The sequence below is a fragment of the Longimonas sp. genome, assembly GCF_046498435.1.
Taxonomy (GTDB): Bacteria; Bacteroidota; Rhodothermia; order Rhodothermales; family Salinibacteraceae; genus Longimonas.
Window position 1 is genome coordinate 1 of sequence record NZ_JAWOAR010000238.1, and the last position, 22,177, is coordinate 22,177.

At 59.2% G+C, this 22,177-nt stretch carries 20 protein-coding genes; 9 read left to right on the top strand and 11 right to left on the bottom strand.

The features are described from left to right. Positions 1 to 60: 60 nt before the first annotated feature. Together R6U20_RS09020 and lptE are read left to right on the top strand one after the other, a co-directional pair. Positions 61 to 1,500 (top strand): sigma-54 interaction domain-containing protein, encoded by a 1,440-nt coding sequence (locus R6U20_RS09020; protein WP_410337525.1) that lies wholly within the window; start codon positions 61 to 63, stop codon positions 1,498 to 1,500. Positions 1,501 to 1,523: 23 nt separating this feature from the next. Beyond that, entirely contained in the window at positions 1,524 to 2,048 is a 525-nt protein-coding gene (lptE, locus tag R6U20_RS09025) for an LPS assembly lipoprotein LptE (protein WP_410337526.1), read from the top strand. A 64-nt stretch (positions 2,049 to 2,112) separates the two neighbouring features. Here lptE and xseB read toward each other — a convergent pair whose 3' ends face one another. Then, positions 2,113 to 2,346 carry an exodeoxyribonuclease VII small subunit gene (gene xseB / locus R6U20_RS09030; RefSeq protein ID WP_410337527.1) on the bottom strand — a complete coding sequence of 78 codons (234 nt, stop codon included), beginning with the start codon at positions 2,344 to 2,346 and terminating at the stop codon, positions 2,113 to 2,115. Between the two features lie 141 nt (positions 2,347 to 2,487). On the opposite strand from xseB, the gene R6U20_RS09035 reads away from it, so the two are divergent. Beyond that, a complete protein-coding gene (locus R6U20_RS09035) occupies positions 2,488 to 3,267 on the top strand; it encodes an SDR family NAD(P)-dependent oxidoreductase (RefSeq protein ID WP_410337528.1) in 780 nt (259 codons plus the stop codon). A gap of 39 nt (positions 3,268 to 3,306) precedes the next feature. Here R6U20_RS09035 and R6U20_RS09040 read toward each other — a convergent pair whose 3' ends face one another. The 5 genes from R6U20_RS09040 to R6U20_RS09060 all read right to left on the bottom strand — a co-directional run bounded on the left by R6U20_RS09040 (position 3,307) and on the right by R6U20_RS09060 (position 8,519). Further along, on the bottom strand, positions 3,307 to 4,278 hold the full coding sequence (locus R6U20_RS09040) for a YheT family hydrolase (protein WP_410337529.1): 972 nt from the start codon (positions 4,276 to 4,278) through the stop codon (positions 3,307 to 3,309). A 17-nt stretch (positions 4,279 to 4,295) separates the two neighbouring features. Beyond that, on the bottom strand, positions 4,296 to 5,057 hold the full coding sequence (pgeF, locus tag R6U20_RS09045) for a peptidoglycan editing factor PgeF (RefSeq protein ID WP_410337530.1): 762 nt from the start codon (positions 5,055 to 5,057) through the stop codon (positions 4,296 to 4,298). Positions 5,058 to 5,115: 58 nt separating this feature from the next. Next, complete coding sequence (locus tag R6U20_RS09050) at positions 5,116 to 6,009, bottom strand: shikimate dehydrogenase (protein ID WP_410337531.1); 894 nt, start codon at positions 6,007 to 6,009, stop codon at positions 5,116 to 5,118. Between the two features lie 189 nt (positions 6,010 to 6,198). Further along, positions 6,199 to 8,019, bottom strand: a complete 1,821-nt coding sequence (locus tag R6U20_RS09055) for a hypothetical protein (RefSeq protein ID WP_410337532.1) — start codon at positions 8,017 to 8,019, stop codon at positions 6,199 to 6,201. Positions 8,020 to 8,090: 71 nt separating this feature from the next. After that, positions 8,091 to 8,519: an OsmC family protein gene (locus R6U20_RS09060; protein WP_410337533.1), complete on the bottom strand. Its 429-nt coding sequence runs from the start codon at positions 8,517 to 8,519 to the stop codon at positions 8,091 to 8,093. Positions 8,520 to 8,875: 356 nt separating this feature from the next. Here R6U20_RS09060 and R6U20_RS09065 point away from each other — a divergent pair, with 356 nt between their 5' ends. The 3 genes from R6U20_RS09065 to R6U20_RS09075 all read left to right on the top strand — a co-directional run bounded on the left by R6U20_RS09065 (position 8,876) and on the right by R6U20_RS09075 (position 13,274). Continuing rightward, positions 8,876 to 9,334, top strand: a complete 459-nt coding sequence (locus R6U20_RS09065; RefSeq protein WP_410337534.1) for a hypothetical protein — start codon at positions 8,876 to 8,878, stop codon at positions 9,332 to 9,334. Positions 9,335 to 9,610: 276 nt separating this feature from the next. Further along, complete coding sequence (locus tag R6U20_RS09070; protein ID WP_410337535.1) at positions 9,611 to 11,434, top strand: dihydrolipoyl dehydrogenase family protein; 1,824 nt, start codon at positions 9,611 to 9,613, stop codon at positions 11,432 to 11,434. A 124-nt stretch (positions 11,435 to 11,558) separates the two neighbouring features. Next, positions 11,559 to 13,274 carry an acyl-CoA dehydrogenase family protein gene (locus R6U20_RS09075; protein WP_410337536.1) on the top strand — a complete coding sequence of 572 codons (1,716 nt, stop codon included), beginning with the start codon at positions 11,559 to 11,561 and terminating at the stop codon, positions 13,272 to 13,274. A 189-nt stretch (positions 13,275 to 13,463) separates the two neighbouring features. Here the strand turns inward: R6U20_RS09075 and R6U20_RS09080 are convergent, their stop codons facing one another. From R6U20_RS09080 to R6U20_RS09100, 5 genes are all read right to left on the bottom strand, one after another. Beyond that, the gene (locus R6U20_RS09080) at positions 13,464 to 15,779 is read right to left on the bottom strand and encodes a hypothetical protein (protein WP_410337537.1); all 2,316 of its coding nucleotides are present in this window, start codon (positions 15,777 to 15,779) and stop codon (positions 13,464 to 13,466) included. Between the two features lie 167 nt (positions 15,780 to 15,946). Beyond that, positions 15,947 to 16,465: a hypothetical protein gene (locus R6U20_RS09085; protein ID WP_410337538.1), complete on the bottom strand. Its 519-nt coding sequence runs from the start codon at positions 16,463 to 16,465 to the stop codon at positions 15,947 to 15,949. Positions 16,466 to 17,073: 608 nt separating this feature from the next. Then, on the bottom strand, positions 17,074 to 17,727 hold the full coding sequence (udk, locus tag R6U20_RS09090; RefSeq protein ID WP_410337539.1) for a uridine kinase: 654 nt from the start codon (positions 17,725 to 17,727) through the stop codon (positions 17,074 to 17,076). A 54-nt stretch (positions 17,728 to 17,781) separates the two neighbouring features. Further along, the gene (locus tag R6U20_RS09095; protein WP_410337540.1) at positions 17,782 to 18,600 is read right to left on the bottom strand and encodes a YaaA family protein; all 819 of its coding nucleotides are present in this window, start codon (positions 18,598 to 18,600) and stop codon (positions 17,782 to 17,784) included. 139 nt (positions 18,601 to 18,739) lie between these two features. After that, a complete protein-coding gene (locus R6U20_RS09100) occupies positions 18,740 to 19,063 on the bottom strand; it encodes a YtxH domain-containing protein (protein ID WP_410337541.1) in 324 nt (107 codons plus the stop codon). Positions 19,064 to 19,798: 735 nt separating this feature from the next. Here R6U20_RS09100 and R6U20_RS09105 point away from each other — a divergent pair. The 3 genes from R6U20_RS09105 to R6U20_RS09115 all read left to right on the top strand — a co-directional run bounded on the left by R6U20_RS09105 (position 19,799) and on the right by R6U20_RS09115 (position 21,901). Further along, positions 19,799 to 20,608 carry an alpha/beta fold hydrolase gene (locus tag R6U20_RS09105; RefSeq protein WP_410337542.1) on the top strand — a complete coding sequence of 270 codons (810 nt, stop codon included), beginning with the start codon at positions 19,799 to 19,801 and terminating at the stop codon, positions 20,606 to 20,608. A 523-nt stretch (positions 20,609 to 21,131) separates the two neighbouring features. Then, positions 21,132 to 21,623, top strand: a complete 492-nt coding sequence (locus R6U20_RS09110) for a peptidylprolyl isomerase (protein WP_410337543.1) — start codon at positions 21,132 to 21,134, stop codon at positions 21,621 to 21,623. Continuing rightward, a complete protein-coding gene (locus R6U20_RS09115) occupies positions 21,620 to 21,901 on the top strand; it encodes a hypothetical protein (RefSeq protein WP_410337544.1) in 282 nt (93 codons plus the stop codon). The genes R6U20_RS09110 and R6U20_RS09115 overlap by 4 nt, the downstream gene beginning before the upstream one ends. The last annotated feature ends 276 nt before the right edge of the window (positions 21,902 to 22,177 follow it).

Here is a 22,177-nt window from a genome sequence, read left to right on the forward strand (position 1 = left end):
GATCCTCTCCCGGTAGCGTGGGTGTGACATTGTATCCGACCGCCTGCTTTTCTATCACGTGTGTCTTTTTCCACTATGGACCGTGCCTCAATTCAGGAGCGCTTTGGCATTGTTGGCTCCTCCGATGTCATCAAGCACGTTATCGACCGCGCTCGCCAGGTAGCTCCTACCACGATTACGGTGCTGCTGGAAGGGGAAAGCGGTGTGGGCAAGGAGCTCATCGCACAGGTCATTCATGGGATGAGCAACCGGCGCCACGAAGACATGATCATCGTTAACTGTGGGGCTATTCCGGAAGGACTGATTGAAAGTGAGCTCTTCGGCGCTGAAAAGGGCGCGTACACGGGCGCTGTGCAGCAGCGCAGTGGCTACTTTGAAGAAGCAGACGGCGGCACCATCTTCCTCGACGAAATTGGCGAAATGCCAAAAGAAGCCCAGGTCCGCCTGCTCCGCGTCCTTGAGTCGGGCCAGTTTAGCCGCGTGGGCTCTTCGGAGCCGCTCTATGCGGATGTGCGGGTGGTTGCTGCAACCAACAAAAACCTGGCCACCGAAGTGCAAAACGGCCGCTTCCGCAAGGATCTGTACTACCGCTTGAGCACGGTGCGCATCGACATTCCCCCGCTGCGCAAACGTCCGGACGACATAATGCCGATTTTTGAGACCTATCTGCACCGCTTCACGCAAGAGTACGAGTCGCGCCCGAAGTCGCTCACTGATGAGGCTGCCGAGGCGCTCCGTAGCTACAACTGGCCCGGCAATGTGCGCGAGCTGCGCAACGTGGCCGAGCAGTGCGTGGTGCTGCTGCGCGGCGATACCATTACAGCCAACGATGTGCGCCCGCTTCTGCACGACATCGACGCAGACGCAGCCAACGACCGCTCGGCCTCAACCGAGCTGATGCGCATCTCTGACACGGGCCCCTCTGCCGAGTCTGACGTGCATGAGCGCGAACTGCTCTACCGTGCCATCCTGGAGATGCGTATGGAGATGCGCGAAATGAAGGATCAGCTGCGCGCGCTTGCCTCCAACATTGGCGTGGTCGTGCCCCGCCGCATTGCCGAGCGCACCGACTTTCCGCAGGACTACAGCGACTTCGTCGTAATGCGCAACAAAGAGTCGCCTTCGTCCCCCTCCGACGCGTCGCCCTCGTCAGAGGACTATCAGGAGGAGTATGATGAGCCCTACGATGAGGACTACGACTCGCTCATTGAGGACGTTGTCTACGAGGTTGAGGGCCATGCCGATGCCTCCTCCTCCGAATCCCCGTCCCGCCCATCGCCACCGGACGACGCGTCGCCTTCATCCTCAAATACGCTGGCCGCTCTTGCAGACCGCCGCAGCAACGCACCGCTTCCTACGGTGAAAGAGGCCGAGCGCGAACTCATCCGCGAGGCCCTGCGTCGCTTCGATGGGAATCGACGCAAAACAGCCGAGGCCCTCGACATCAGCGAACGCACGCTGTATCGCAAACTCAAAGACATGGACGACCTCGACGAATGACGATGGCTTCCCCGAACCCCCCTGTGCCTTCACGTCCTAAGTCCGTCTGGCTTCGCCTGTTGGTGCTGCTTCTGTGCCTTTCCATGAGCGGATGCGGCGCGTATAGCTTCAGCGGCGCAACCATTCCGTCCGAGATCGAAACCATCTCGATCCCGCTGGTGGATGACCGGAGCACCAATCCCTTTCCTGCTCTCGGCAACGACCTCACCGACCTGCTCGTGGATCGCTTCGTTGACCAGACGCGCCTCTCGCTCACAACCGACGATGCCAATGCCGATGCCCGCCTCAATGTGGTTGTGCAACGCTACTCGAACGAGCCCACAACGGTGGGCGCCGACGAGCGCGCCACAGCCAACCGCGTGACTATCGAAGTGCAGGTAGAGTACCTCGACCAGGTCAATGATGAGGAGTTCATGAGCCGCTCTTTTACGGGAAGCAGCGACTACAGCCCCGACGATGACGATGTTCAGGGCAGCGAAGAGGCAGCCCAACGGGCTCTGACCGACCTGGCCGATGACATTTTCTCGCAGGCCACCTCCGATTGGTAACCGCCCGCACCCGTCTCCCCGCCTTTCGAAATGGGTTCGTTGAAACGGGCTCACTTCAATGTGTCTACGAACGATCGGTTCGCTCTATGTCCGATTGTTCAATCTCCAGTTCCTGCATGCGCTGCTCGGCGGCGTCGAGGCGGTCGAGGCAGCGCTGGGCCAGCGTGACGCCTTCTTCGTAGGCATCGAGGGCATCGTCGAGGGGGGGCGGGTCGGTTTCGAGTTGGTCGACGATGGCTTCGAGGCGGGCCAAATCGTCTTCGAAAGGGCGGTCATCGGTCGCAGAATCAGCAGCCATAGCTGAGCATGTATGGTGGATAGCAGGATGCGTTGTGCATCCGCCTGTTACGAACCGGACGGCAGCAAGATGCATCTTCTATGCGTGCCCGCTCGTTGAACAGAGCAGATCGCTTGGTATCCCAATAAACAGAGGAGACATATGGATTTGCGACTGACGGACCGCGTGGCGCTTGTCACTGGGGCCAGCCGGGGCATTGGCGCGTACATTGCCGAGGCGCTGGCGCGCGAGGGGTGTGCCGTGGGTATCTGTGCACGCTCGGAAGAGGATCTGGCGGAGACGGCTGATCGCATCCGCGAGGCGCATGGCGGGCCGGTGTATGCGGAGTCGTGCGACCTGACGGAGCCGAAAGCGCCCGGGGCGTTCGTGAAGCATGCCGCCGAGGCGCTGGGCGGTGTAGACATTTATGTGGGCAACGTGGGCGGTAACCAGCGCGGTACGTTCATGGAGGTGTCGGATGCGGACTGGGACGACATCATTGATCTGAACCTGAAGTCGCACATCCGCACCAGCCGGGCAGCCATTCCGCATATGCGCGACGCGGGCGGCGGGTCGATCTGCTACATCAGTTCAATCTTCGGGCGCGAGTTGGGCGGGGCGGGACTGTCGCTCTACAACACCACCAAGTCGGCGCTCATCAGCATGGGCAAGGTGATGGCGCAGGAGCTCACACCCGAGGGCATCCGCGTGAACACGGTGGCGCCGGGGTCGATTCGCTTTCCGGGCGGTAGCTGGGATCGCCGCGTGAAGGACGACCCGGACGCCATGAAGCAATTTGTCGAGGAAAATCTGCCCATTGGGCGCTTTGGGCGGGCCGAAGAGGTGGCCGATGCCGTCGCCTTTCTGGTGTCGGAGCGGGCCAGTCTCATCACCGGAGCCTGCATCAACGTGGATGGCGGGCAGTCGCACTCGCTGATTTAGCGCCGGGTACGTCAGGGTGGATTCAACACGCCAGACCGACTACGCCAGCCCGCGCAAGAACGCCGCCGCTCGCATTTCGGACCAGTATAGGCCCGAGTTGGAGAAGGCCAGAAAGCCGACGTGCCCCCCGCTGTCGGGCACTTCCAGGTGAAAGTGTGGATGATCTTGCGCTTCCACAAACGGATAGCTCGATGCAGGCAGAAAGGGGTCGTTGGCTGCATTAACAAGCAGCGCAGGCCGCTCGATCTGCCGCAGGAGCGGCTTGCTGCTGGCCTCGCGGTAGTACGTAGCCGCGTCTCCGAATCCGTTGAGCGGTGCGGTGTACGTATCGTCGAACGCCACCAGCGAGCGGATCTTTCCAAGCGGGGCGGTTGAAATCGCGCTTGGGTGTTGCACCGCCTTGCGGCGAATGGTCTGCCTCAGCTTGCGCAGAAAGTAGAACGTATAGTGCGCATTCGTCCACTTGTCGATGCGATGCGCGGAGGGGCCCAGATCAACCGGCGTTGAAAACGCTACGGCCCCCCGAATGGCTGCGGGCACCGTTACACCGCGCTCGCCCAGATACTTGAGCGTGAGGTTGCCCCCCAGGCTAAAGCCCACCAGTGCAATGGTGTCGTATCCTTTTGACTGCACGTGCGCAACCACCGCGGCCAGATCCTCCGTCTTCCCGCTGTGATAGGTGGGCACGGTACGGTTCGGCTTGGAACCACAGCCACGCAGATTCCACGCCAGCACGTCCCAGCCGTCGTGGCGCAGCGCACGAGCCATGCCACGCATGTAGGCACGATGGATGTCGCCCTCCAGGCCGTGCGTCAGGATTGCGGCGCCCCGGCCGGGCGTCTCTACCGCTGGGGCCCACGCCGCTTCCAGGAAGTCGCCATCGGGCGTGTCGATGTGCTCAGAGCGGGTGTACGGAGCCTCGACCGAGCGCAGCAGGCTCGGCACCACAGTTTGCAGATGCCCGCCGGAGAGCCCAGCAGGGGGACGGTAGGTCGATGTGAGAATCGCCATGGCGGAGGCGGTAGCAATTAGGGGGATGCGGAAGGCACGTCGCGGAGGCCAACAACGCCCATCATGCGTCCGGTGGGGGAGCCATTGGCCCGGTAGGAGTAGAAATCGCGCGAGGTGGCTGTGCACTGCGGCGCAATTTCAACCTGGTCAGCGGGCACGCCCTGCTGCTGCAACTGACGATACAGAGCCTGCTTCAGATCGACATGGGGGCGGTCGCCAAGCCGCGTATCTACCACGACGTCGTCGAATTGCGCAGCCACTTCGGGACCCACCTCGAACGCCTCCACGCCAATGCATGGACTGATGTACGCGTGGATGTGGGCGGGCTCGGCGCCGTGCTGCTGCATCACCTGAAGCGCGCGGGGCACCACCTCGGCCACGGTGCCGCGCCACCCTGAGTGGCACGCCGCCACTACCCCGGCAGCGGCATCAGCCAGCAGCACCGCAGCGCAATCGGCTGTCACAACCGCCAGGTAAAGATCGGGCGTTGTGGTGACGAGCGCATCGCAGTTGGGCGTGTGGCCCGGCGTATCCACAACAGCAACAGTATTGCCATGCACCTGTCCGGCAGTAGCCAGACGGTCGGGAGAGATACCAAGGGCCTCGCACATGCGCCGTCGGTTTTCAGCAACGCGGTCGGGGGCATCGTCCACCTGCGTGCCCACGTTCAGCGAGGCGTAGGGCGGCGTGCTCACACCGCCATGACGCGTTGAAAACCCGGCCACCAGCCCCGCGTGCTGATTCAAATCGGGATGCAGCACTGGGGCTCGATACGACATGGATGGATGCGTACAAATGAGGAAGGAGGGCAACAGCCACACACGCAACAGCCACACACTACGACGCAGCCGCCAGGTGCGCCATTACTTCGTTCCGTACAACGTCAACCGGCATGGAGCGATCCGTCCATAACCGATACGCCGCTGCGGCCTGCCCGATAAGCATTGCCAGGCCGTCTTGCGTGTCGGCGCCCCGGGCCTTGGCCTCGCGCAGCAGCCGGGTGGGACGCGGCGTGTACACCAGGTCGTAGATGAGTTGACCGGGCGCAAAGCAGTCCGCGTTGGGCCAGGGCGTGGCCTCGGCGTTGGGGGCCATGCCCACGGGCGTCGCATTGACGACAAGGCGGCTACTGCGCACGGCAGAGGAGGCATCGTCGAGGGCGCAAGCGGCAAAGGTAGTCGTGTTATCGACGTGGGGAGCCAGCGCATCCACAAGGGCCTGAGCCTGTTCGGGACGCCGCGCCGCCACCGTAAGCGGCGTAGGGGCGTAGGTGATGCCCAATGCATAGGCCGCTGCACGGGCAGCCCCGCCCGCCCCCAGAATGGTCATGGGCTGGGCGTGCAGGCCTGACTTCTCACGCAGCGGATCCAAGAATCCTTCGATGTCCGTGTTGTCGCCGTGCAGAATACGAGCGTCGTTTTCCGATCGTGCCACCACAGTGTTCACCGCTCCGAGTGCTTCAGCCCGTGGACTCACGCTATCGAGCAGCGGCACAATGCGCTCTTTGTGCGGAATGGTGACGTTCGCGCCAAGAATGCGCAACGCACGCATTCCCCGAACGGCATCAGCCAGGTCCGACGCCGCAACCTGCGAGGCCGCATACACCGCGTTGATGTCGTGCGCGGCAAACGCGGTGTTGTGGATGCACGGCGACAGCGAGTGCTCAACCGGATTGCCAAGCAGCAGCACAATGCAGGTCGATGCATCTGGCAGGGTGGGTTCGGAAGCCATGTGGAGACACAGAACGCGTGATCACAATCCGATCAATGATGTGGGATGCAGGCGCACGTCGTAGCAACGCAAAGGGGGCACGCGTGCATCAACCGACGTAAGGTAGAACGCGGCTGGTGCGATTGCAAGAGCACGATGTAAAAACGACGTGTACGCCTCCAATGGATGGGTGGTTAGTGCTCCATTTGCTTAGCCATCGGGGGAGGGAACGAGCAAGACCACACGGTCGGCGGCCCGTATGGTAGCGGGCAACGCCTCATGAATCATATGCAGCGCCCCATTCTCTCGGATGAGAAAGAGTGGAGTGGCCGTGGCGTCGGTAAAGGTGGTTCGCAGCTCTTCGGCATCGTACGAAGCCCGGCGGTCATCGCCCGAAAGCAGGTCGCCGGGCCGAAAAGCGTGAATCTGTGCGCCGTTGCGGAGGGCGGCATGTATGGCATGATGCGAGATGGGCGGAGCCCCAAGCGGCGGGATTGAGGCTGGAAGCGATGTTGTATCGCGGGGCAGAAGACCGCTTATGGAGGCATGGGGAAATGCCCCCAGCGCATGTGCTGCAGCATTGCGAAGACGTGGATGGTCGGGCAGGGCCAGCACAACCGACTCGATATCGGCCAGCGGCAGTGGGTCGTAAGCTTCGGGGGCGTCAAGGGCTGCGCACGTCGCAGCAAGGCCCTCATCGTGCGCAGCGGCAACGGCATCGGGGCGATTATCAATGAGGTGGACGGGAATGCCTCGCGCCTCCAAAAACGCGGCCATCGCACGCGCCGGGGCACCGGCTCCTACAAAGAGCACCGTTCCGGGACTGGCGGGCTGCTCGCCCAGGATGCGCGCCATGGGGCGGCTCCCCAGTGCCGTAAGCGCGCCGGTACTTACCGTGACAAATGCAAGCGCCGCGAGCCAGGAGGCATCGAGGGTCGGATACCAATGCGCAACGAACGGCCCAATCGCGGCAGCAAGAACCAGAGGAAGCAACCCTCTCGGATGCCAGAGCCCCAGCACCAACAGGTCGCGCCAGGCCCGGCGGGTACCCCACCACGCAAGCAGCAGTGTAAGCGGGCGTAACGCAACGACGGCCCCCGCCCAAAGCAGCATATCGGGCGTGAACGCGTCCCACACCGAGGTCGACAGACTGGCCCCAATGACAACCCCGAGCAGGGCGGTGGTGCTATGGTGCAACGTTGTAGGCAGGCGCAGCGCGCCGGTGGGTTGCACCCAGGGCTGATACGCAAGCAGCACCCCCATCAGAAGCGGAACGATCAGCCCGGGCCCATGGTGAAGCGCATCGGCGACGAACAGTCCGGCCCACACGATAAGGGCAGCGGTAACAGGCAGGGCCGGCGCCGGACGTCGGCTCCACCGCAGCCCCCCCAGGAGCAGCGCAACACCCACCCCGGCGATGCCCAAGGCTGTAAATACGTCGAGACCAACCCCGAGTGCAATGTGCTCGACCGTTGTCGTCGCAGGCGGCTCAATGGGATGTTCAACCACTTGCACCACCGACACCCCAAGCACAACCAACCCAAGCAAAAGCGGCGCCCCGACACGATTCTCGTACTGAAGGGGAGCGGTTAACGAACGCGAAAGGGGGGCATACCGCAGGAGGGGACCCAGCGCATAGGCACTCAGAGCTCCCAGAAGACCGCCGGTGAGCAGCGCCAGCGCGGGCGGCCATTGCATGAGCCAGAACGCAGCGCCTGCAACCAGCACAGCGTGCAGCAGCGGCACCACGTACAACATGCGCTGGGCAAGCACATCGCGCGGAAGGGTTGTAAGACGTGCACGGCGGCCCAGCGCAAACAGCCAGATGCCGGCTGCGGCCAGCAGAAAGGCTCGTATGCCCGGCTCATCGAGCAGCGCCGTGGTAGGAATCCACCCGAGCACCGGGCCAACCAGCAATCCTACGGGGATCGCCAGAATGAGCGTCGGCAAGCGCGCGCGCCAGGCAAACCAGAGGCTAAGCGCTGCGCCCCCCCCGACAAGCAAAACCGGATATAGAACGGGATCAGTCAACGGCGTCAGTCGGCAGAATCAATCAATAGCAGCGCTTACCCACAACCCTACACCAACACGGCGCCGGCAGTCTACGACGCATCGACCGCGCCTTCGTAGGTCTTCTCGTTCAAGGTAAATGTGTAGGTGATCGTTGCCGTATCAATCATGTTCGATACAGAGCAGTACGTGTCCAGGCTCAAATTAATAGCACGTCGGACCTTTTGGGGCGCAACGTCGCCGGTAATCGTGTAGTGCACGTGCAGCTTCGTAAAGACGCGCGGATGATCGTCGGCACGTTCGCCATCGACCTGTACCGAAAACGCATCAACCTGCTGCTTCTGTTTTTCCAGAATCATGAGGATGTCAATGCTGCTGCATCCTCCAACAGCCATTGCTGTCATTTCCATGGGGCTCACCCCATCCTGGTCGGCGTTGGACGCAATCGTTAGGCGATTGCCCGAGGTGTTGGTTCCTTCAAATTGAATAGCGTCATTAATGCGCTCAAGATGCACCATCATGCTACGAAGACGTTCTGTTAGAAGAGTGGTGGCTACACATTACGTGCTATCTACTTGCATAGATCAAACCTACGTTATGCAAAGTAGGGCTACCATCTCCTGTTTCCGGGACGCAACGCCCCCAAAATCAGTGAATACCGAGCAAATATAACTTGAATATGTGGCTTCTGTAGCCGTATAGCCCGACCCATCCCAAAAGTGACACGAGGCTGCGGAACACCCTATAGCACCCTCAATGTTTGGTGCACACACGTGTTCTTTTCCCAACCAGGTGTATTCTTGCCACCGTTTCCTCACCACACGACTCGCAACTCGTTTGCGGCGTGTGCCAGGCGCGCAAGAAATCACCTCCCTGTATGGTAGACTTTTGGATGTTGGTGTCCGACTGGTTCATGGGGCTGGGTCGGCAGTACGGAGTTGACCCCGTAATCTTCGGAAGCATTTACGTGACGACAGTGCCTTTCTTCTGGGTCTCGGTTGCCTGGCTGGTACGAAATGCTCGCGCCGGAACGTCAATTACGCTGCCGGTGTGTTCCACCAGTTTCTTCACGATTGCTGCGTACGCCTACCCGTTTGCCGTAGGCGAGAACCTGCCAATCTGGATATATCTGGTAGCAGCAGGATGCATTGTGTGTTGCAGCCTCACCACGCTGCGCACCGTCCGTCATGCCATCCGTACCCCCGATATGTACACCGCTGCCTCTCACGAGTCTGCTTCGCCATCTTCCACCTCAAAACGCGGTCCGGAAGCCGTGCCGGTTTCCTCATCTCAACCGCTCTCCTCTCCTGTTCAGCGCGCCTCGTCTTCGATTTGACGGGCGGCGGCCAGCCTCCCCGCCACCACCATCTCTATCACTCGCTTCTGCGCGGTACCGAGCCGCTGGAGACGTCCGCTGTTACGGTATCCCTCCTTTTACAAGGCATCGGATTGGGTACCAGACACGCTGCAATGCAGAGACGGGCCCCTGCTCATTCAGTCTACCGTCCAAAAGGTTGTAACAGTGCAAAGGCCCACCGCACCTACGGGTGGTCCATGGACGTAGCAGCGTGCCGGGGCCAACACACTTTTTTGCACGTACAGCGAGTGCACTATGATGAATCTATGGGCCGTACTGGTTGACTGGTTTATGGGACTCGGCGCCTCCTATGGCGTTGATCCCATCATCTTTGGAAGCATTTACGTAGGAGCTATTCCGTTCTTTTCGATGTCGGTAGCCTGGCTGGTGCGCAACATCCGCCGTGAATCCTCAACGGTTGCCCCCACGCTATCGGCTTCGTTCTTTGCGCTCTCGGCATACCTTTACCTGTTCTGGGCCGGCGAAAACTTACCGTTGTGGGTCTATGGTGCCGTAGCGGCCCTTGTGGCGTATGGAGCGTTTGCCACCGTGCGCACCGTGCGCGACCAAACAACCGTTTCGGAGCCAAGCGTCGCCGTATCATCAGAAGAGAACTTCGACGTGATCGTTATTGGAGGCGGCGCGGGCGGACTCACCGCAGCGGGCGTGGCTACGAACATCGGGGCTCGCACCCTCATGATTGAGCGCGATCGCTTAGGGGGCGACTGCACCTGGCACGGCTGCGTGCCCAGCAAGGCGCTGCTGAAAAGCGCAGACGTAGCCCACAAGGTACAGCACGCATCCGAATACGGGGTGGATGTACCCGAGGCTACCGTCAACTTCCAACAGGTCATGGAACGAGTGCGCACGTTGCGGCAAGAGGTGTACGAAGATGCCGATGCCCCTGAAATCTTCGAAGATATGGGCATCGAGGTAGCGCACGGTACAGCTCACTTTGTAGACGATCATACGGTGGCGATTGACACCGACACGGGCACACGCCATGTGCGTGGCGACCGTATTGTGGTGGCCACCGGAGCCCGTGCCATGACCCCTCCTATTGATGGGCTGAACGACGTGGAGTACCTCACCAACCATTCGCTCTTCGAAATCGATGAACAGCCTGACCACCTGGCAATTATCGGAGCAGGTCCCATCGGCATCGAAATGGCGCAGGCGTTTGCTCGACTGGGCTCGCAAGTCACGGTCCTCGAAATGGGCGATCGGATCTTGCGCAATGACCATCCCGAACTCACAGCCATGCTGCATGGGCGCCTGGAAGACGAAGGCGTGCGCTTTGTGCTCGAAGCCCGCGTCGAGCAGCTTGCCCCAACCGATGACGGACGGATACGCATCCAAGCCGCACACGACGACGGTCCCCAAACGATCGTGTCTGATGACGTCCTCATAGCAGCCGGACGCGTGCCAAACGTGGAAGACTTGAACCTGGATGCAGCGGGGGTTGCGTATTCTAATAAGGGAATTCCGGTTGACGATTCCGGGCGCACCAACCAGTCCCATATTCTGGCTGTGGGGGATGTCACGGGCCGCTACCAGTTTACGCACATGAGCGAACACATGGCCAAGACGGCACTGACCAAGGCATTACTTAAGGTGCCAGCAAGCTTCGACACTGAGCATGTTCCGTGGGTAACGTACACCGACCCTGAGCTGGCCCACCTCGGCGCCACCAAAGCCGATCTCGAATCGGAAGGCGTCTCGTTCACAACATATCGCTTCCCCTACTCAAAAGTCGATCGTGCCATCACCGACGGCGATACCCTCGGCGAAATCAAGGTGTATGCAACAGCCTGGAACGGAAAAATTCTGGGCGCAAGTGTTTTGGGCGCACGGGCCGGAGAGCTGATCAGCGAGTTTGCTGTGGCCATGCGCAATGGCGTAACACTCCGGTCCCTATCCGACACGATACACCCCTACCCATCGTATGGATTGGCGGTGCGGCGCGTAGCCGATCAGTGGTATGCGCAGAAGCAGTCGGCGCGCATCACGCGATGGGTACAGCGCCTGTTCGGATACAGCGGGCCCGTCATCGAGCCTGATCCTGAACGTGTCGTGTAGCGCTGCACCCGCCAAACACGCACCCTGCCAGGCACCGTAACGTGCCAGGCATACGTGTACAGACATAACGCGTTAGGCGGGTCAGCACGGTATCGCGTTTCCCCGAATCTGCCCTGAGTCTGCTATGAAAGGTTCAACGATCACAACACCCATCCTCGATAATCAATTTGCCGCTGACCGAATGCTGCGCAACGCGCTGGCCCACCAGTTGCCAAGCACTGTGTTCGACTCAGCCCACGACCGTCTCCATGAAGAAGGCGGCCGGCAACAACAACGGTATAAAGTGCGCCAGCAGGCCAATGAGCCTGAGCATCCCGGTCGGGTTCGCACCGAAGATGCCTGGGGGCACCCCATCCAGCAGGCAACCGTCCCTACATCGTGGACACAAGCACGACGTGCCATGACAGACCATGGGATGGTGCAGATGGCTCAAGGACAACCTTATGGGTCTCACAGCCGACTCGTGCAGATGGCCCTCATGCATCTGATGGCGCCCGAAGCACCTGGGCTTGCTCCCCTCATCGCCCGAACCGATGTAGCCGTATACACGCTACTGCGTACAGGCACTGCCGAGCACGTGAAGCACCTGGTGCCGCGCTTTACCAGCAAAGACCCGGATACCGCGTGGCTTTGCGATATTTGGGGCACCAGCCATCTCCTCTCCTCTCCGGACACCGCCCTTCAGGCCGCCAACGAGGATGGCACCTGGCATCTACACGGACGTGTGCTCACTCACAGCGCAACCTATCCCGATGCCGCTCTCATTGTAGCTCCCGATGCCGACGGCACCCGCCATCTCTTCCTGCTCAAAGAGCCCGCGAAAGCCTCTGGCCTACGTATCGACACCCCTGCGACTTCGGTAGCGCATCCCGAGGCTCCCACAGCTACGCTACAGCTTGACGGCGTTGCTGTTGAACATCTGACCGATACCGTGGGTCGCCGTGGCCCTGCGCCCTTTCTGCAGTACATATGGGACGCAGTCATTACGGTAAGTTGTATGCGGCGGGCATTGGCCCTGGCACGAGGCGCCGCTGAAACATGGCGAGTACAGGACAAAGAGTTGGCCTATAACACGCTGATACAGGAAACGCTAGCTGATATGCAGGCCCGCTATGAATCCGCCTTTAACCTGACTGCCCGTTGCGTGCAAGCGCTGGGGCGTATGGAGGCTGAACACCAGGATGCCGCCGAAGCGCTCGTACCGCTCCTGGCTCCGCTGGCCAAGCATCATGCCTTGCATCAAGCGGGCCATGTGAGCGCCCGTGCGCTGCACATATGGGGACAACCAGCACTGCGCTCACAAACAGGCCTAACAGCCACACTCGACCGATTGCGGGCTCAGACCACAACCAATGGCACCCCACATGATATGGCGCTGCATCTGCTGCATGTCATTGAGCACAAGCAGCAATTTGGCAGTCTGCGTACCGACTTCAAAGATACGCTTCGTGGGCTCTCAGTCGAAACGCTCGTCCCGTCCATGAAGGCTGCCGTATTGGCCTTTCGCGATGCAAATGACTGGATCAAAGACGCCCGTGCAGCAGGCGGCGAAACCCTGGAGGCGGGCGCTGGACGCTTTGCACATACCGTGGGGAATGCCCTGTCGGTAGCGCTCATGATTGATCATGCCGAGTGGGCGTTGCGCACCCAGCAAGACGGGCGCCCTGCTGCTGCGGTAGAACGATTTGCAACCACTCCCCTAAATCATATCAGCGATCTGGATCCGCACGACGCGTACGTGCTCACATGGGACTTCAACTGCCCCACGCTCTTCGATTGCCACTCGGGCACTGCCGGCGATGCATCGCTTAAAGCAGTTGACTCGCTCTTGGCTACCTGACCCTGACGCGACCGTCGTCGCCATCTTTACCTACAAAGCGATTAGGCGGCGATCAACGTCAGTAAACCGGTATCAGCAAACTCGTCATTAGCACGGTGGCCCCGTGCCTTGGACTGAGCGTTGCGGGGAAGCTCGCTCGGTCTGGGGCACGGGGCCACTGTGCGTATAAGGGATGCAGGGGCGAGGCGCTTACAACTGAATCCGGTAGCCGAATAGGAAGCGGCTCACGTCGAACGAATTAAATGTGCTATACTCCCCAAACAGCGCGCCGCGTCCGAGTGGATATTCGGTACCCACGAAGACATTGGTTACGATGCCCAGGCGCAACGCCCGTGCACTGGCCACTCCTAACCCAACGCCTGCATAGGGCTCCAACGGTTGCCCCGTTTGCTCTTGCACAAGCGTACTACCAAATGAGTAGGCTGCGTTTGCCGTAATCGCCAGCGAGGTGGTGCTTGGGCTGGAAGCCAGCGCAACCTCGGGCATGAAGCGGAACCGCGACGACGGCGTGTTGCGGTAGTCTGCCCGAATGCCAATTTGATACTGTGTAGGACCCGTTCCGGCGCGGAATCCTGTTACTGGCATCACGCTCGTGAGCGGCCGTCCGAAGAACGAACGATAGAATCCCCCCGAGGTGCGCGGCGGCCGGTCAGTTGATTGCTGCGTAGACTCTTCTTGCTCGCCGCGACCTTCCTGACTGCGGGCGCGCTCCAGTTCTTCTTCTTGGCGGCGTATCTGTCGGCTCATCTCGTCGATGCGGGCACGCAAGTCAGCCACGCGTTCATCTTCATCGGCACGCTGAGCGCGTGCTTCGTTATCCCGAGCTGCGTTATCGCGGGTGTCTTGGTCGCGCAAGTCGCGCAGCGCACGTTGCACAGTGCGCTCGACATCTTCGTCGGTGAGGGTGCGCTCGCCATCGTCGGTACGTTCGCTGAGGGCGTCGCGCACGGCCTGGCTAATGGACTCGGCACTTACATCGGAGGAGACTGCCTCTTCATCTGATCCCAGACGGCGCACTTCCGGTTCGCCCTCTCCAAATCGGATGTACACGGCCCCGACTTCGGGAACAGGAATCGTCATCGACTCGCCCGACAGGTTCGAGCGTGCCGGCTGGGCTTCGGCAGCTTGCTGCACGGTATCGCGGACACCGGTCATCTGCTGTTCCATCTGCTCCAGCCGCTCAAGGCGTTCTTGCAACTGCCGCTCCTCCACGCGCTGCTCCAGCGAATCGACACGAGCCTGTAGGCGCTCTGCTTCGGTGGGCGCACGCTGCTCGGGCTGCTCGGGCTGCTCGGGTTGCTCTGCCTGCACTGTTTCACGGCGTTCACGGCGATCGTTGCCGCCAATGCCAAACGACACACCGATGGCGTACATCAGATTGGCTTGAAGGTCAGTATTTGCAGTGGTTTCTGTACGTTGCGCTTCTGTAAATACCGAGCGCAGCGAGCCTGTCAAACTGAAGTTATTTCCGACAGGAATATCGAGTCCGGCCCCTGCCGTAGCAAAGAACCGATCACTGGGAAGCGGAGCTGCATCCGGGATATCATTGCTGTAATCAGACATAATGTCGAGGTAGCCCCCACCCAAGATGGCGTACGGAGAGATGCGTGCATTTCGATTGGCCGGTTGGGGGATGAGGCGCAAACGGGCTTCCCCGCCGTACATCTGGATGCTCTGGAAGGAACCGGTGACCTCGTCGAACAAGGCATTTCCTTCAGTGCCGCGTGCATAGAAACCGTGTACGCTGAGCACCGAGCCCAACCGTACGCCTGCATTCACGCCACGCAGGGTCTGGTCTTTGGGCATGCCGAGCGCATCATCCCACTCAATACGCCCAAGGAACGGATCCACCGAGAGCCGCACGCCGCGGAGTCCGTCGCCAAACTGCTCGCGTACGGACGCATCGAGACCCGTACCCTCATTTAGGGGACGGCCGCCCAGAAAGAGCGTAACTCCGGCACGAAGCGACGGGTTAAGCACGCGCTCTTCCTCCGATGCCACACCGCTGTCTTCGCTCAAAAACGTAGCCGCAGGATTATAGCGATAGCCAAGCACAGAGCCCCCAACAGAGAGGCGATATCGGTTGTAGGAGTAGGTGATGCCGCCACCGAGCGAGGTATAGATCGTTCGGTTTTGGTCTACCCCCTCGGCATCAAACTGCAAGACTCCTGTACCAAAGCTCAGGTATGGGATGAGGCCCTGGGTACGCAGGTTGGCCCGCAAGCGCGCACCATAGCGGAGCAAATCTACCTCGCGGTCGATGGGCGCAAGTTGGTCGAGTTGGCTAAAGTCGGTTTCGAAACTGGGCCCATAGAAAGCCTGGCCTGCAATTTCGAGATACTGCCCCAGGTTGATACCCAACTCACCACCATAGAGGACATCGGAGCGGAGGCCCGATTCGTTTTCCCCCTGAAACCACTCTACTGTGGGCGAGAACGTGTAGCCTACGCTGCGCTCTTGGGCCTGCGTGAGAGGGCTGAGCGCTGCGGTGGCAATAAGCAGCATAGATCCCACAAGAAGCAGGCGCAACCTTGAAAAGCACTGTGGTAAGCGAAAAAACTGTATCATATCATGCATAGAATAGAGTGTAAAGCATCCGCCAACAACAAAGCGGTCGAGGAGACAAGACGGGCACAGGGCATATGGCAATTATTTTGTGCCCCGATACTGTTTTAGTCGTCGTACCACACAGCCGCTGGTGTTTCAGCAATACGGTCAAGCCGGAGCACAAGCGTCCCGTTAACAGGCTGGGTAAGCCCTGCATAGCGATCAGGAGCATATGCATTTAAATCCACCTCGCTGCGCGGCTGGTCAGCATTTAAGCGCAGTCCCCCGTCGACAATGTTGAACCGGATGAGTTCAGGCAGAAGCAATTCGCGCCGGTTTTCCTCGGCTACCTGACTGAAGTCTACGCGCACCTCGTTACGCCGGGTGCTGAACTGTCCACTAATCTGCGAACTTCCATCGCTTCCTTCCATCCGGTACACCAGATTGACCGTCGCATTGCCGCCAAAGAACTCCAGGCGCGGCGAACGATCAGAGGTTACCAGAGTGTCGCTCAATACATTGAAGTTATCGACACCAGCGACCGTAAACTCAAAGCGGTCGAAGGTATACGTGCCTTCCAGATCAGAAGGAGCAGGACCCGACTCGTCCCCCCCGCATCCAGCAAGCACGAGTAGGCCAACCAACAGCCCTATAGGTGCAATGTGGACGCAGAGCCTGTGGTAAACGGAACGGATAAAAGACATTAGTGGAGGGCGTATAATTCGTGTCATGAAGAAAGGAGGTGTGAGTGACAAACGGCAGGATAGACCAGAATACAAGAACAGGTTTTGCCAAGACCCGCCCTTACAAACAATTGGTTGCACAGGAAGCAGATGGATACCCGGGCAGTCTCGGACATTTCGGTGCGCCGATAGTGGATTATGTGCTGTCGAAGCTTGCCCAGGAACAAGTGTACAAGACGATACTGCTTTTTTCTGCTACGAACGTGTGATTTTGGAGTGCTCCGTCTAAAGAACTGGAGTAGATTACCCCCTCACCAACAACGTGCCGCCACTGTGACTCTCGTATTTACACCGCTTTGATTTCCCCCACGTCGACCTTCCGAGGCATCGGTCCATGCATCATGGCGACGGTTGAAGTGCCGCTGCAGCGTTATGGGTAACTCAAAAGACAATGCACAAACGCCTCGGCCGCACTCCTCCAACAAAAACGGGGGCTTGTGTATGAAGTGTGCATCACCGGTCAGGCCACACAACGACCAGCCTGCGGTAGCCGCCCAAGAGGGAAGCAGTTATTCGGTATCGGACGGAGATGGTGTGGGCGCGGCGTTGCGCAGGAGGTCGCGGATGCGGGCCAGCACCATGTGAATCGCCACATGGTTCTTGCCACCGCGCGGAATGATAACGTCCGCTTTTCGCTTCGAGGGCTCCACAAACTCAAGATGCATAGGACGCACAGTCTGCTCGTACTGCGTGAGCACCTCTTCGATGGTGCGGCCGCGCTCCTCCAGATCGCGCCGGATACGCCGTATCAGCCGCACATCGTCTGCCGTGTCCACGTAGATCTTGATGTCCATTTGGGATTCGAGCACCTGTTCAGCCAGCACCAGGATTCCCTCAACGATGATGACTGGGCGCGACTCGACAGTGCGCGTTTCTTCGAGGCGGCAGTGCGACGTGAAGTCGTATACTGGTTTTTCGACTGCCTCATTCTGCAGGAGAGCATTCAGATGCTTGCGCATCAGGTCCGTTTCGAGCGCATTGGGGTGGTCGAAGTTGAACGAGCCGCGTTCTTCAGGCGGCAAGTGACTCAGATCGCGGTAGTAGGCGTCATGATCAAGAATAGCGATGCGATCGGCCCCGATGGCGTGTACGATCCGCTTCAGAACGGTTGTTTTGCCCGATCCAGAGCCTCCAGCAATTCCGATACAGACAGGACGCTGCATGCTGCAATGGACCAGCGAGTGAAGAGAACGCGGGCTGCGGTCAAGGGGTCGGCATTAGCAACGCATATACACATGCCAGGTGTTCGTGGCCTCGTCGTGCGTCAGCGCATCTTCGGCAAACGAGAAGCCATCAGGATGGTCTTCCCATTCTTCAAGCGCCTCGAAGTCTTCAGCCGTTTCTTGCATGACATAGTTCACGAACTGGCCGCGCTGGATGTCGAGCTCCTCGCTCGGTACCGGTTCATAGCCATCGCCCATGTCTTCCTCGAAGTGCACGACAGCACGGGTCTCGTAAGTATGCGCGTCGTCCCACGCTGTACGGTGCGCCTCCGGAAGCAAGTCCCACACGAAGCGATCCTCAATATACTCGTTTAGGATGGGACTAATTGTGTCCCGCCAGTAATCGACCGGGGTTCCCACCCCAGGTACCTCGTCTGTAATGCCAAGCTGGTAGTTAGGAATCAGGTCGTCGGGCCGCAGCAATCCGAACAGCCCCGAGATAATGATTCCGTTTTCGAGCAAGCGGCGCTGGGCTCCTGTGGGGAGGTTTGCAAAGTCCATAGCCGCGTACATAATTCCAGGGCTGTACCGATCGAGCGCCGACATTAGCGGCGCGTCGTAGATTTCGGTATTAACGCGAATGGCTTCGTCGAGCGCGGGCCCATCTAAACCAAAGAGTTCGGCCAGGGTGTCCTCGTCGTGCTGCTCGATGACAGTTTGGAGCGTGTCGATGAGGGCACGCCGCTCGGGATTAAGCGCATCAAAATAGTTAAACGTGCCCGATGTTCGATAGTCGAACATGTCGGGCGCAAACGGATTGCCTCCAGGTTGTTTCTGATCTGAGGGGGCCAGCAGAACGGTAAGGTTGGGCATGTAGGGAGGGCAACACAGAATGAATGAGGATAGGCGTGCACGGGGCGACGCAGCACAGCGGGCTCCTAACAGAGGGTGGGTAACATGCCAGTGCGTTCCCCACGCACAGGCAATCGTGCATGGTCAAGTACAGGAGCGGTTACGACGGGGGCTGATCCTCCTGTTGTTTTTTCAGCTCATCCAAGAGTGAGTCGATGTCGTTTCGGATGTTGTTAGCACGGGCTTGGGCATCGGCCACGAGCGCGTCGCGGGTGCGGCGCGCGTCGCTGCTGGTGCCCCCCGGGCCGGCAAGGTCTCGCACATATGAGCCGGTTTGTGAAGCAAACTGCTCAATCTGGTACGCCAGGCGACGACGGGCATTGGGGCCCCGCTGTGGGGCGAACAACATGCCCAATCCAAACCCAATGGCGCCGCTAATGAGCGCACTCCAGACGGCGATACGATTCGTGTTGTGTTCAGACATGGCATCCTCGGATACAGTCAGGATGAACATAAGTTAAGGCGGCGAAGACGGCCTAATGTAACAGGCGTATGAACGCACCAGTACCCACTTGGGAGTACCCACTAAGGTACTGCGAAGTGGTGTGCGCTGCAAACGCCAGCGCCTACAAGATAACATCTTGCAGAAATCGCGCCATCCCCAGCGTATCGTCATCACTCGGTAGCAATGGGCCGGAGTGCAGCAAGCGCGTTTCATGCGGTTTTTTCTTGCCCACTCTTCTGCAGGTCAGCGTTTGTAGCCTTGGCATGCAGAGTCATATAACAGAAACCGTCTGTACTTCCACCATTATGGTACCGACTCTGCGTGTTTCTTGCAAGCCGACGGAGCCGAATGCACATGAGCACTTGGTTGAGAATGCCGTGCACAGAGTGGGCGGTGAACCCTGCAAGGCGATGACACATTGAGCAGGGAACGATTCGTGTAGCTCGAAGTGACTATATCGTCGCATTTTGATGCGCACGCGCCCCCATGCCTTTACGTAGCGTGGAGCGCAGGATTCGAGTCCAGCTTCAGACTCGCACACTCCGCGGGCATACTGCGCCGCGCGCCCCTGCTGCCGCCCGAACGGCCGCGAAGCGTTCGCCAGACGTACAGCACAGGTCTTGTGTTGCAGTTTCTGGCTTCCTCATAGGGTCCTGCTGGTAGTTCTACCGGTACCGATGAAGCGTCTCTCTTACCAATGTGTTGCCCACCCTCATGCACGATACCCCTTTTGTCGTTCAACATACTGACGATTTCGCTTACCTCGATGAGGGACCGCGCGATGCGGGGCATCCACCGATTGTGCTGCTTCATGGCATGCTGGGCGAATTGAGCAACTGGACCGATACCATTCATTGCCTTGCCGAGGCCGATTATCGCGTCATTGCACCGGTTATGCCTGTGTATGACCTGCCCTTGCGGAAAACCAGCGTGCCCGGGCTTGCCGATTTTCTGGATGACTTTGTGCAGCGCCTGAACTTAGAGCAAACTATCCTGGTGGGCAACTCGCTTGGAGGCCACATCGCGCTGCTCTATGCCCTCGACCGCCCTGAACGCGTGGCCGCTATGGTCTTGTCCGGGTCATCCGGCATTTATGAGGCACATTTGGGCACGTCTACCATGCGCCGCTACGATCGCGACTTTATCCGCGAACGAACCGAGTTGACCTTCTACGATCCTGCCCATGCTACCGAAGAACTCGTCGACGAAATGCTCGATGTAGTAAGCGATCGTCCACGCGCCCTGCGGCTCATTAAAATTGCACGCTCGGCCGATAAGGAAATCGTGACCGACCAGCTCAGTCAACTCGAAATGCCCACCTTGCTTGTCTGGGGAAACAACGACGTGATTACACCTCCAGACGTCGGAGAGGAGTTCCGGGATGAGATGCCCAATGCTGAACTGCACTTCATCGACAAATGTGGCCATGCGCCTATGATTGAACACCCGCACGCCTTTAACGAAATCATGATGGGCTGGCTGCGCCGTCTGACAGAAACGCCGGCAGTGGCATCCGTCTCGTAACGTTCGGTCTTGCAGTATACGGTCTCGTAACGCTTTGTAGAGCACCCTTTGGCTTGTGCAGTACCGTCTTGTATTCTGTACACCTGTCCGTCCAATGTCGTGTGTACCCTACGGTTTGGGAGCCCTACAACAGCACGACTCATCCCCTACACCAACAAATCCCGCCTGGCACACTGCTTGTCTCTAAGTAGTAGCGAACGTGGATACGACATTCCATCGTTCATGACCCCGTGGTCATGTACCGCGGAGGCCTCCGTTGCCAGGCAAGCATGTACGGGTGAGCATGCTCGCCTGGCTTTTTTTGGGTACGCAGCGCTCCTGCATAACGCCAGCGCAGATGGAAAATCAACGCCGATTATTCTCTCGGAAGACGTCGGAAGACAAGGACACCGGTTCAAAGACGGCGGCGGCATGCGAAATGTAGATGTACGAAAAGAGGCGGTCTGTGCACAACGAAACACCGCTGGGAATGGAAGGGTGCTATACGCACTCGTACTTCCGTGTCATCTATCCAACGTAGCTTATGGCTGATCATTCAACATGGGACACGACCCCCGACCTCTCTATTGATCCCGAGGCTTCCTATCGGGCCCACATTGAAACTCCGAAAGGAGACATTGTGCTCACGCTTTACCCCGAGCATGCCCCGAAGACGGTCAATAACTTTGTGTTCCTGGCCGAGCAGTCTTTTTATGACGGTCTCTCATTTCACCGCGTCATTGACGGCTTTATGATTCAGGGCGGCGATCCTACAGGGACAGGACGTGGTGGACCTGGATACACGTTTGAAGATGAGGTTGAAGACAATCCGCTTACCCACGACCTCGGCGTTATCTCTATGGCCAATGCGGGCCCCAACACCAACGGCAGCCAGTTTTTCATCACACGGGCTCCCCAACCGCACCTCGATGGCAAGCACACAGTGTTCGGTGAAGTCAAAGAGGGCCAAGACGTGGTTGATGCAATTGAGCAAGGCGACGCTATGCACACGGTAACCATCACCAAAGAGGCATGAGCATTTCGCGATATATCGGCCCCGGTATGGCATTCGCGGTCTTGATTGGGGTCACCATGTTGGCAATCACCATACAGCTGTTCACGATAGACACCATGCTTGGCTTCGCAGCGATTATGGTGTTTATTGGTTCTGCCTTTGTGTACAGCGCAATGGAACTGGCCAACCGTACGCTCTCCGAAAAGGCGCTTCTTGTAGCACTGCGTGTGCGCGCCATTGGCCTGGTGCTCATTGGGCTTGGCACTTTCTTCGGTGCCCTGATGTATCTTGTGTTTTGATACAGACGAAGCCTGTCATGATAAAGCCTGTCATGATAAAGCCTGTCATGATAAAGCCTGTCATTGGTGAGCAGCGTCTCGCCCTCTGTCGCCCCGACCCGTCGGAGGAACCAACTCCGCATGCGTCGTCGGTGTATGGAGGGATGGACAAGTGGACGGTTGGAGGAGTACACCGTCCATCCTCTCACCTATTCGTCTGTCTACACCCACATTGAGGCCGAAGGCTGACTGACGAGGTACATCCAGTGTCGTGCAGAGGAACGATCCTACAACGGG